Raw genomic sequence first — 11,458 nt, forward strand, 5'->3', positions numbered from 1 at the left:
CCCGCACGAGGTTGAAAAGCATAGTGTTTCGCCACAGCCGAAATCGGCGTGAAACGGCCAGACTCCCTGATATACGGTCACAAGCGTCACAAGAGTAATGCCTGCTCAGACCTTCACACGACACGCATGGACATACGAGTACAGGGCCCCGCACCGACGACGCCGTTCCTCAGCGCGGGCGACCTCTTCGAGACCGAGTGGGACCTCGACCGGCCCGTGCACGTCCGCGTCCGCCAGGACCCCGACGAGCGCACGTGGACCGCCCACCCGGACGGCATCCACGTCCTCAACATCTCCGAGAAGGCCGCCACGAGCGCGATGGCGCGCGAACTCGCCCTCCACGAGTACGCGCACATGGCGCGCCACGAGCAGGCCCACCCCTCCCACACCCAGTCGACCGAGGAGGCGCTCTTTCTCGCGCTCGCCGGCCGGTCGGTCGAGCGGCGCAAGCTCACGCACTGCTACCAGATCGCCAACCACATGAAGGACATCTACGCCGACGACATCACCCTCCGCGTCGGACCGAGCGACAAGCTCGTCGCGTTCCTCGAATCCGAACTCGCGTCGGCCGTCGCCGACCGCCCCGCCGACCTGCGCGGCACCCGGACGACCGCCACCGCCGACCCCGAGATAACGGCGGTCAACGCCGCGTTCGCGCTCGCGCTGGTCGAGCGCCACGACCTCGTCTCGCGCGACCACCGCCTCTACGACCTCGCCCACGCCGCGGCCGACGACGCGCCGGACGTCGACGTGCAGGCGTTCAAGTACCGCTTCCGGTCGCTCGGCGACGACCCGGGCGAGAGCGAGTACCGGAAGCACCTGGTCGACGCGACCCAGGAGTACGTCCTGGGCGGCGGCGGACGGGCGGCCGACTAGCGGGCGGGGCCGGACCGTCCAGGTCTGGCCGCGGCGGTCCACCCGGGTCCGGCCACGCGGGTCGAACCCGACGACGAAGTTCGGCTCACGACGTAGCGCCGGCAGGCGAACCGTCGCTCGTCGCCGACCGGGTTCGCCCAGCACTTATTATACGGACCGCGCCGTATCGCCGACGATGTCCTACACCAAGGTCGATTCGAGCGACGTCGAACCCGTCGCCGAGGGAATGCGCTTTCTCGGGGGGCCGCTCGACTGCGAGAAACTGGGCGTGACGCTCGTCGACGCCGACCCGGGCTGGACCAGCAAGGAGCACGACCACGCCGAGGACGCCCAGGAGGAGGTGTACGTCCTGCTCGACGGCTCTGCGACGGTGACGGTCGAGGGCGAGGACGTCGACCTGTCCGCGGGCGAGGCACTCCGGATTCCGCCCGGCACGACCCGCCAGATACGGAACGACGACGTCGAGAGCCGGTTCGTGCTTGTCGGCGCCTCGGGCGAGGAGTGAAGACGGCGGACGTCCGGGTCGGACACGGGCGTCGCGCGTCGATACCCGTCGCTGACGAGTGGTCGAGAACGAAAGAAGGGGGAACCGATATCAGCGTGCCGCGGCGGCGACGCGTTCCTTCTCTTCCTTCTGGTTGATGGCGTACGTCTGGACGTCGTAGTCGGCCGCGCCGATGAGCTGCTCGGCGAGCGCCTCCTCGGCGTCGGTCGCGCTCTTGAAGGAGGCGTTGTAGACGCCCTCGGCGATGAACTTCAGGGACTGGTCGACGCGGCGCTGGGGCGCGACGTCGACGGCCTTCGGGACGGAGATGCCACCGTACTTCAGGCGCACCGTCTCCTCGCGCGGGGCGGCGTTCTCGACGGCCGTGACGAGCACCTGCACCGGGTTCTCCTCGGTGCGCTCGTGGACGATGTCGAACGCCTCGCGCGTGATCTTCATCGTCTGCTGCTTCTTGCCCGTGTTCTCCTCGGTCTGCATCAGGCGGTTGACGAGGCGCTCGACGATGCTGACCTCGCTCTTCTGGAACTGCTTGCTTGCGTGGCGGCCCATCGTGTGCGCGACGGGCGTGACCGAGATGTAGCGCTCGGTGCTGGGGTCGTCGTACTCGACGTTGGTGACGTCCCACTTGCCGAACAGTTCCGCCGCCGCGCCCTCGCCCTCGGTTCCGACGTGCTTGTCGGGTTCGGGTTGTTCGTCGGCACTCATGGTTATCGGACCGGCTTCTCCGCGTTCCCGCGAACCAGTTCTTCGAGGCTCACGCCGTTGACCTTCTCGACCTTGTAGTTAACGCCGGAGAGGTCGCCCATCGCGCGACCCTTCGCGCCGCCGATGCCGGCGATGGTGACCTCGTCGTGTTCGTCGATGAACGAGATGGCGCCGTCGCCGGGGCAGAAGGCGGTGACCTGTTTGCCGTTCTTGATCAGCTGAACCCGGACGCACTTCCGGATGGCCGAGTTGGGCTGTTTGGCCTCGATGCCGACCTTCTCGAGCACGATTCCACGGCCCTGCGGCGCGCCTTCGAGGGGGTCTGACTTCTCCCCGAGACCGCGCTCGCGTCGGGCGTAATCGGAGTCGGACCACCGGTGGTTCTGGCGGTCCTTCTTCAGCTTGCGAGCTGCGTACTTGCCGTTCGCCATATGACGTGACCTATCCGACGGAGCCACTTAAGCGTCCCCTTTCGAAGTCGTCGTTACGGCCGCAGCTTCGCGTAGCGGGGTGCGAGGAGGAATCTGAGGCCGTCTCGCGGCTCTCGAAACTAGTTCTCTGGCCGGCCGAACTCCGAAACGGGCCGGAGAATCCGTCTCGGTTCAGGACGCCGAGGCTGCGCGGTCGACCCACGCCGACCGACTCGCGCGGGTCGTGTGACGGTGAGAATCGGAAAGAAGTCGACAGTCGCGTCAGGTCAACTGGATGTCGTCCACGTCGAAGTGGCGGTCGGCCAGCAGCTTCGCGGTCTCGATGTTGCGGCCGCCCGCGCCGATGGCGACGCCTGTGTCCTCCTCGGCCACCTCCACGTACGCGAGCACGTCGTCGTTCTCGCTGATGGTGACGTTGTACACCGCCGCGGGCGCGAGCGCGTTGGCGACGAAGTCCTCGGCCGTGTCGGCGTCCTCGACGAGTTCCACGTCGGCACCGACCTGCTCCTCGACGCGCTGGACGGTCTGGCCGCCGGGACCGATGGCCTGACCCATGTCACCCGGCTTGACGACGAAGACGACCCGCTTGTCCGCCTCCTCGTCGTCGAGGACGACGCAGTCGCGCGCCGTCGCGCCGGTCTCGTCCTCGAAGAGGGCGATGTACTGCCGGGCGGCGTCCGAGAGGGTGACCGTCATCAGTCGGACGGCTCGGCACCGCGACTGATCGACCCCATGCGGAGGTCGACGTCGCCGGTACCCAGCTTGATGGGCTTGCCGACGATGACGTTCTCGGTGACGCCGTTGAGGTCGTCGACCTCACCGTGGATGGCGGCGTCGAGCAGGTGGTTGACCGTGACCTCGAACGCCGCACGCGCGAGGACGCTCTCCTTGCTACCGGAGATGCCGTGGCGGCCGATGGACTCGATCTCGCCGCGGTTGGTCATGATGTCCGCGACCAGCATCAGGTGGCGGACGTTCACGTCGTCGAGGCCCTGCTCCTCGAGCGTGTCCATCGTCTCCTCGATGATGGCCTCGCGGGCCGCCTCGATGCCGAGGTTCTTGCGCACCTCGTGGATGTTGTTCGTCGTCGTCCGGGAGGCGTCGACGCCCTCGATGTCGATGACGTCGCCGAACGCCGACCCCTCGGTGTAGAGGACGAACTCCTCCCCGTCGTCGGTCTGCTCCTTGCGGATGACGACGCGGGTGATGTCCTCGATGCCCTTGAAGACGATCTCGCGGAGCTGTTCGACCAGCTGGAGCAGCTCGCGGTAGCTGGGCTGCTCGGGGCCGAACTCGATGACCGCGCCCTGCTTGTTCGTCTGGACGCCGAGCTCGTCCTCGATGATGCTGGCCACCTCGTCGGGCGTGATGAGCCGCTCCTCGAGGGTGTCCTCGTTCAGGTCGATGGAGACGATCATGTCGGCGACGTTCGTCGAGATGTCGCCGAGCGCGAGGATCTTCGTCGCCTCGATCTGCCAGACGACCTCGTGGGCGAGCTCGCGGTCGTCCGCGTACTCGTCCTCGAGGTAGACCGTCATCATCGGCGTGTCCGGCGTCTTCCGAGCGTCCACGAGCTCGATGAGCCGTGGCAGGCCCTGGGTCACGTCGATCTCCGCCACGCCCGCGTAGTGGAACGTGTTCATCGTCATCTGCGTCCCCGGTTCGCCGATGCTCTGGGCGCTCACCGTTCCGACGGGGTCGAGCGGGTCGACGCGGGTGTTCAGGTAGCGGTTCTCGACGGCGCGGGCGATCTCGTCGACCTGGTCGACGGTGACGCCGTCGCGCGATTCGATGGTGTCGTACACCTCCTCTTTCAGCCGCTTCGGGAGTTCGGTGTCCTCCACCAGTGTTCGCATGTCGTCGGTAATCTCAGTCATCGGATTCCACCTGCCGTGCGTCCGCGTGCTCCGAGAGGTTCGTCGGCGGGCGTCGCTCGCCGAGGAACTCCTGCTTGCGTCGTTCGCTGTCGAACTCCTCGTCCAGGACGCTGTCGACGATCCCGTCCACGTCGATGGGGTTCTCCTCCGCGGAGGAGACCCGGACGGGCGAGGTGCCGTCCTCGCCGAACTCGAACTGGACGATGGTGTCGGAGGTGTCCCGCACCGTGCCGTCGTACTGGGTCTCCAGCTCGGACAGCGCGTTGATGAGCCGGCGCTGCAGGTAGCCGGACTTGGAGGTACGGACCGCCGTGTCCACGAGCCCCTCGCGGCCACCCATCGCGTGGAAGAAGAACTCCAGAGGCGTCAGTCCGCCCGTGTAGGAGTGCTCCACGAAGCCGTGGGCGTCCGCGGAGAGGTCGTTCGGCTTGTAGTGGCTCAGCGTGCGGTCCTCGTACCCGCGGTTGATCCGCTCGCCGCGAACCGCCTGCTGGCCGACGCAGCCGGCCATCTGGGTCAGGTTGAGCATCGACCCACGCGCGCCGGATTCGGCCATGACCACGGCGGGGTTGTCGCCCGCGAAGTGGTCCTCGGCGATGTCGCCCGCGGAGTCGCGGGCCTTGCCGAGCGTCTGCATGATCTTCATCTCCAGCGTCTCGTCGACGGTGCGGCCCGGCAGCGACTCGAGGTCGCCGTTCTCGTAGGTCTCGATGAGCTCCTCGACGCGGTCGTAGGCGTTGCCGATGGCCTCGTCGATCTGCTCCTGGGCCGCAGCGGGGATGGTCTCGTCGTCGATGGCCAGCGAGAACCCGAAGTGCATGATCGAGCGCATCGCCAGCGACGCGACCTCGTTGATGAACTGCCGCGAACGGGTCTCGCCGTACTGCTTGGTGATGGTGTCGACGATCTCGCCGCCGAACGCGCCGACCGCGTCCTCGTCGATGGTGCCGTCGGTCAGCCGGCCGTTCTCGATGACGACCGTGTCACCGGCGGAGCTGGTGAACTCGAGGTCGAGCCCGTCCGGCATCAGTTCGCTGAACAGCTGGCGACCCGTCCAGTACGGCTCGCCGTCGTGCTCGCCGGCCGGTTCGGGGAGTTCGTCGACGCGCGTGGCACGCAGCAGGTCGAGCGCCTGCGTCTCGTTGAACTCGGGGTTCTCGTGGGTCAGCAGGTACGTCCCGGAGATGTGGTCCTGGATGGGACCGATGATGTTCTCGCCGAAGCGCGGGGAGAGAATCTGCTCCTGCACGCGCATGAGGACGCGCGCCTCCGCGCGGGCCTCCTCGTTCTGCAGCGCGTGCATGTTCATCTCGTCCCCGTCGAAGTCGGCGTTGTACGGCGTACAGACCGTCGTGTTCAGCCGGAACGTCTTGTACGGCATCACGACGACCTCGTGGGCCATGATGGACATCCGGTGCAGCGACGGCTGGCGGTTGAAGATGACGATGTCGCCGTCGACGAGGTGGCGGTTGACCTCCCAGCCGGCCTCGACCTTCTCGGCGAGCTCCTCGCAGTTCTTCTCGGTCACCTTCAGGCGGCGGCCGTCGGGGCGCTTGACGTAGTTGGCACCCGGGTGGCCCTCGGGGCCGTTGCTGACGTACCGGCGGGCCTCGTCGACGTTCCGGTCGGTGACGTTCATCGTCTGGGTCATCTCGCGAGCGACCCGCTCGGGGACACCGACCTCGTTGAGGCTCAGCGTCGGGTCCGGACTGATGACGGTCCGGGCGGAGAAGTTCACGCGCTTGCCGGAGAGGCTACCCCGGAAGCGGCCTTCCTTGCCCTTCAGGCGCTGGGAGAGCGTCTTCAGGGGCCGGCCGGAGCGGTGCCGGGCCGGCGGCGTGCCCGAAATCTCGTTGTCCATGAACGTCGTGACGTGGTACTGCAGCAGTTCCCAGAGGTCCTCGATGATGAGCTGGGGCGCACCCGCCTCGCGGTTCTCCATGAACCGCTGGTTGATGCGGATGATGTCGACCAGCTTGTGCGTGAGGTCGTCCTCGCTGCGCTGACCGTTGTCCAGCGTGATGGAGGGGCGGGCCGTGACCGGCGGCACCGGCAGCACGGTGAGGATCATCCACTCCGGCCGGGAGCGGTCGGGGTCGATGCCCAGGACGGCGATGTCCTCGTCCGGGATGTCCTCGAACCAGTCCCGGATGTCGCTGGGCATCAGCTTGTTCATGTCCTCCTCGGTGAGGTCGATGTCGAGCGCCTTCTCGATGGCCCGGCGGTCGTCCTCGCGCGGCCGGAACTCGCCGGACATGATGTCGTTGATGCGCGAGAGGTCGATGCCGGTCTGGTCGGCGAGCTCCTGGGGCGCGACCGGTTCGCGCTCCTCGTCCTCGCCGACGTCGCCCTGCATCGCGGCCGCGATGCGTTCGCTGTACTCGCTCGTCAGGACCTGCTGGACCTCGTAGTAGGTCGTCGGCTTCTCGTGGTTGATGTCGTACTGGACCTCGCCACAGTGGGGGCAGCGGTCCTTCTTGCGGGCCTCGCGGATGGCCGACTTCGTGACGTCGTTGATGTCGTTGCCGAGCTCCTTCGTCCGGTCCAGCATGGTCCGGTACTTCTCCTTCTCGTCCTCGGTGAGCAGCAGCCGCGAGCAGTTGCGGCAGGTGCCACGGAGGAGGCGACGGATGAGCTTCGTGAACCCGACGTGGATGACCGGCGCGGCCAGCTCGATGTGGCCGAAGTGGCCGTTACAGGAGCCGGAGTGCTTGCCGCAGGTCTTGCACTCCAGGCCGGGGTCGATGACGCCCAGCCGGGGGTCCATCAGTCCCATGTCGATGGGGAACCCGTCGTCGTCGTAGGTGTCGGCCGTGATGATCTTCGTGGCCGACATCTCGCGGTACTCCTCCGGGTCCATCAGCCCGAAGCTGATTTCGCCGATCTCCTTGGGTGTTTGACCTGTTGACATGGTTTAGACTGCGTCCTCCAGTTCGAGTCGCGGCGCGATACCGAGCGCCTTCATCTCGTCGAGCAGGAGCTTGAACGCGTAGGACATCTCGATCTCGTGGATGTCCGTCTCCTCGTCGCAGTTCGGGCAGTAGACGCGGTTCTGCTCGACGTTCTCGACGCCGCTCATCCCGCAGTTGGCACAGACGTAGATCCACTCGCGGTCGGACTCGTCGAGCAGCCGTTCCTTCAGCGTCAGGGCGGCGCCGTGCCCGATGAGCACGTCGCGCTCCATCTCCCCGACGCGCAGACCGCCTTCGCGCGCACGGCCCTCGGTGGGCTGGCGGGTCAGCACCTGCACCGGCCCGCGCGAGCGGGCGTGCAGCTTGTTCGACACCATGTGGTACAGCTTCTGGTAGAAGATGGTGCCGACGAAGATCTCCGCCTCGATCTTCTCCCCGGTGACGCCGGAGTACATCGTCTCCTTGCCGCTGGACTTGAACCCGTGCTCCTCCAGCGACGACCGGAGTTCCTCCTCGTCCTCGCCGGTGAACGCGGTGCCGTCGACGCGACGTCCTTCGAACGCGCCGACCTTCCCGCCGATCATCTCCAGCACGTGGCCGACCGTCATCCGCGACGGAAGCGCGTGCGGGTTGATGATGAGGTCGGGGACGACGCCCTCCTGGGTGAACGGCATGTCCTCCTGGGGCGCGATGTGGCCGACGACCCCCTTCTGGCCGTGTCGCGACGCGAACTTGTCACCGAGTTCGGGGATGCGCTCGTCGCGCACCGACACCTTCGACAGCTTCGAGCCGTCCTCGCCCTCCATCAGCGTGACCGTGTCGACGACGCCGGACTCGCCCGAGCGCATCGTCACGGACGTCTCGCGGCGCTTCTGCGGCGACAGCCCGCCCATGTCGTCCGGCTCCTCGAGGAACCGCGGCGGACTCGTCTTGCCCAGCAGGACGCTGTTCTCGTCGACCTGCGTCTCCGGGTTGACGAGGCCGTCCTCGTCGAGGTGAGTGTAGGCGTCCTCGCCGCGAGCGCCGCGCACGTCGTCGCTCGGAATCTCGAAGCGGTCCTCCTGGCCGCCGGGGTAGCGGCGCTCCTCGCCCTCGTAGGTGCGGAAGAAGTGCGACCGCGCGAGCGCGCGCTCGACGCTGCCCTTGTTCATGACGAGGGCGTCCTCGATGTTGAACCCCTCGTAGCTCATCACCGCGACGGTGAAGTTCTGGGCGGCCGGCCGGTCGTCGTAGCCGATCTGCTCGGTCGTCTGCGTCTTCACCATCGACAGCTGCGGGTAGTGCAGCAGGTGCTGGCGCGTGTCCGGGCGGATCCGGTAGTTCGCCGACGGGAGCCCCAGCGACTGCTTGATCATCCCCGACCCCATCGTGATGCGGGGGCTCGCGTTGTGTTCGGGGTAGGGAATCATCCCCGCACCGATGCCGAAGATGAGCTGCGGGTCGACCTCGAGGTGGGTGTGGTCGGCGGTGAGTTCGTCCTCGTCGACCGCCACGTAGATGTCCTCCTCCTCCTCGGCGTCGATGAACTCGACCTTCCCGCGGTCGACGAGGTCCGTGAAGTCGAGGTCGCCCTGCTTGACCGCCTCGACCTCGTCCTCGGTGACGAGGGGCTCGCCGTTCTCGACGACGAGCAGCGGCCGGCGGGCGCGTCCCGCGTCCGCGTTGATGATGACCTCGCGCGTCCGGTCTTTCACCGAGACGTTGACCATCTCGCTGACGTCGCCGCGGCGGCGCGCTTCCCGGACCTGACCTGCGAGCTGTTCGGGGTCGGGATGGGTCCCGACCAGACTACCGTTGACGTATACTTTCGCTTCTCGTCCCTGGCTCATGTTAATCGTCTGCGCTCGTAGCGCTGCCTTCGATGCTCTCGATGCCGGGGATACCTTCGACCCCCATCGAGGAGAGTTCTCGTTTGAGTTCCTGTTCGTCGCCGACGTTCTGGCTCAGCTCCATCGCCTGCGCGAAGTTCTTCACCAGACCGCAGTTCGGCCCCTCGGGCGTCTCGGAGGGGCAGATGCGACCCCACTGGGTCGCGTGCAGGTCGCGCGCCTCGAAGTGCGGCTGGCTGCGCGACAGCGGGCTGCGCAGTCGTCGGAGGTGCGAGAGGACGCCCATGAAGTCCGTCCGGTCGACGAGCTGGGAGACGCCGGACCGGCCGCCGACCCAGTTGCCCGTCGCGATGGGGTGTTCGAGCCGCTCGGTGAGGACGTCGGACCGGACGACCGTGTTCACCGAGAGCTGGCGGTTGCGCATGTTCGCGCGTTCGAGCTGGTACTTCACGTCGCGGGCCAGCTTGTTCAGCGCCGTCCGGAACAGGTCCTTCATGAGGTCGCCGCTGACCTTCAGGCGCTTGTTGGCGTAGTGGTCCTTGTCGTCGGCCTCGCGGCGGCCGAGGGCGAGCTCGAAGCACGCTTCCGCCATCCGCGCGAGGTAGTACGCCTTGTTGATCCGGACGTCCTCCTCCTCGACGCCGTCCTCGTGGAGGTGCGGCAGGAGGTAGCGGTCGATGACGTAGTTCGCCCGCTTGAGCTGGTAGTTCTTGCCCTGCCCGGAGGCGACGCGCTTGCCCAGTGCCTCGATGGCCTCCTCCTGGGTCTGGACGTCGGCCGCCTCCAGGTTCTCCAGCATGAACTTCACGATCTCGGGGTCGTCGCTGACGCGGTGGACGATCTCCTCGTCGGACTCCAGCCCGAGCGCGCGGACGAGCGTGACGAAGTTGACGCTCCCCGAGACGGAGGGGAACGACACCTCGAGCAGGCCGTCACGCGAGCGCTCGACCAGCACGAGCGCGCGGTACCCGCGGCGCTGGCTGAACGTCTTGGCGACCTGGATCTCGTCGCCGTACTTCGTGTCGTACTCCGCGAGGATCTTGTTCGGCGCGAGGTCCTCGCTCGTCATCAGCACCCGCTCGGAGCCGTTGACGATGAAGTAGCCGCCGGGGTCGGCGGGGTCCTCCCCGATCTCGATGAGCTCGTCGTCGTCGAAGCCCGCGATGTTGCACTTCTCGGAGCCGACCATGATGGGCATCCGGCCCACCTTCGTCTCGGTGGAGTCGACGACGCGCTTGTCGTCGTTCTCGCCCTTGACGATGGTCATCTCCATGAACACCGGCGCGGCGTAGGTGATGTTCCGGAGGCGGGCCTCCTGCGGGTAGAGAAGTTCCTCGCTGCCGTCCGCTTCCCGGACGCGGGGCGTGACGACGCGGATGTCGCCGAGTTCGACGTACACCGGTTCCTCGCCCTCCTTGTCACCGATGTCCGTGTCGATCGTTCCCTTCTCGTCGACGACCTCCTGCATCCCGCGGGTCAGGAAGGCGTTGAACGAGCGGTAGTGGTGTTCTGCGAGTCGTTCCTTCGAGAAGTACTCCTTCGATAGTTCGCGTCGGTCTTGCCGTTCCATTATTCCACCACGAGTCGGTATACCGTCGCCGTATCGGTCGTTCGCGAGTCGCGAACGATCTCGATGACGTCGCCGACCTCCGCGTCGTCCGGCAGCGCGGGGTCGGTTCGCTTTATTTTCGGCAGGTCTGTGCGTTTGATGTCGTACTCCGAGAGCACCTCGTCCAGGTCGCCCTCGTCGAGGACGGAGTGCTCCGGAACCATGTCGTGTTGGCTTACGTCTACCATGTGTGCGCGGTCCTCTGGCCAGGGGGAGAAATGGCTATCACGAGATACTACAGGGTATTACACAGGGCTCCAATTTAAGGCTTGCTAACTAGACCGCGGACGGCAGGCTATCGCACCCCCGGAGCCGGGGGACGTTCGTTGACGGGCCTACCTACTCCATTCTGGTATAAATCGTTTGGGCCCGTGGCGAGTGAATCGAACGTGATTCGCGGGGCGGCACCGCCCCGCACACCGCCGTCGTTTGGAAAGTCTTAAGTCTATCACCGGGAAACGATTAGATGCGTTCGAAAGCCCGGGTGGTGTAGTGGCCCATCATACGACCCTGTCACGGTCGTGACGCGGGTTCAAATCCCGCCTCGGGCGCTTCTTCCGAATTCAGTCCTCCAGCGAGGCGTCTGGTCGCAGAACGTCGACCCCGTCTCGTTCTAGCGGCAGTTCACGTCGATAGCGATGACGTAGTCGTCCAGTTGCCGACAGAACGGAGACCAGACCTTTAGGCATCGTCGTCGTGAGGCGTGACGGGGGC

Annotated in this window: 10 protein-coding genes and 1 tRNA gene; 3 read left to right on the plus strand and 8 right to left on the minus strand. The window is 66.5% G+C overall.

The window, feature by feature from the left end:
* Positions 1 to 126: 126 nt before the first annotated feature.
* Positions 127 to 876 carry a DUF5781 family protein gene (locus NKT36_RS06380; protein WP_327053123.1) on the plus strand — a complete coding sequence of 250 codons (750 nt, stop codon included), beginning with the start codon at positions 127 to 129 and terminating at the stop codon, positions 874 to 876.
* A 175-nt stretch (positions 877 to 1,051) separates the two neighbouring features.
* Positions 1,052 to 1,381, plus strand: coding sequence for a cupin domain-containing protein (locus NKT36_RS06385; protein WP_327053124.1), 330 nt, complete (start codon positions 1,052 to 1,054; stop codon positions 1,379 to 1,381).
* 90 nt (positions 1,382 to 1,471) lie between these two features.
* On the opposite strand, the gene NKT36_RS06390 is transcribed toward NKT36_RS06385, so the two are convergent.
* From NKT36_RS06390 to NKT36_RS06425, 8 genes are all read right to left on the minus strand, one after another.
* Positions 1,472 to 2,086, minus strand: coding sequence for a 30S ribosomal protein S7 (locus tag NKT36_RS06390; protein WP_327053125.1), 615 nt, complete (start codon positions 2,084 to 2,086; stop codon positions 1,472 to 1,474).
* Between the two features lie 2 nt (positions 2,087 to 2,088).
* Positions 2,089 to 2,517, minus strand: coding sequence for a 30S ribosomal protein S12 (locus NKT36_RS06395; RefSeq protein ID WP_134669528.1), 429 nt, complete (start codon positions 2,515 to 2,517; stop codon positions 2,089 to 2,091).
* Between the two features lie 261 nt (positions 2,518 to 2,778).
* Complete coding sequence (locus NKT36_RS06400; RefSeq protein WP_327053126.1) at positions 2,779 to 3,213, minus strand: NusA-like transcription termination signal-binding factor; 435 nt, start codon at positions 3,211 to 3,213, stop codon at positions 2,779 to 2,781.
* Complete coding sequence (gene rpoA2, locus NKT36_RS06405) at positions 3,213 to 4,394, minus strand: DNA-directed RNA polymerase subunit A'' (RefSeq protein WP_327053127.1); 1,182 nt, start codon at positions 4,392 to 4,394, stop codon at positions 3,213 to 3,215. The genes NKT36_RS06400 and rpoA2 overlap by 1 nt, the downstream gene beginning before the upstream one ends.
* Complete coding sequence (locus NKT36_RS06410; RefSeq protein ID WP_327053128.1) at positions 4,387 to 7,305, minus strand: DNA-directed RNA polymerase subunit A'; 2,919 nt, start codon at positions 7,303 to 7,305, stop codon at positions 4,387 to 4,389. Before NKT36_RS06410 ends, rpoA2 begins: the two co-directional genes overlap by 8 nt.
* A 3-nt stretch (positions 7,306 to 7,308) precedes the next feature.
* Complete coding sequence (gene rpoB / locus NKT36_RS06415) at positions 7,309 to 9,135, minus strand: DNA-directed RNA polymerase subunit B (protein WP_327053129.1); 1,827 nt, start codon at positions 9,133 to 9,135, stop codon at positions 7,309 to 7,311.
* Between the two features lies 1 nt (position 9,136).
* The gene (locus NKT36_RS06420) at positions 9,137 to 10,705 is read right to left on the minus strand and encodes a DNA-directed RNA polymerase subunit B'' (RefSeq protein WP_327053130.1); all 1,569 of its coding nucleotides are present in this window, start codon (positions 10,703 to 10,705) and stop codon (positions 9,137 to 9,139) included.
* Complete coding sequence (locus NKT36_RS06425; RefSeq protein ID WP_327053131.1) at positions 10,705 to 10,932, minus strand: DNA-directed RNA polymerase subunit H; 228 nt, start codon at positions 10,930 to 10,932, stop codon at positions 10,705 to 10,707. Before NKT36_RS06425 ends, NKT36_RS06420 begins: the two co-directional genes overlap by 1 nt.
* Before the next feature lie 290 nt (positions 10,933 to 11,222).
* Between NKT36_RS06425 and NKT36_RS06430 the strand changes: the two genes are divergently transcribed.
* Positions 11,223 to 11,295, plus strand: a tRNA-Asp gene (locus NKT36_RS06430).
* Positions 11,296 to 11,458 lie beyond the last annotated feature (163 nt).

Source organism: Halomicrococcus gelatinilyticus, from assembly GCA_024227995.1.
GTDB classification, from domain to species: domain Archaea; phylum Halobacteriota; class Halobacteria; order Halobacteriales; family Haladaptataceae; genus Halomicrococcus; species Halomicrococcus gelatinilyticus.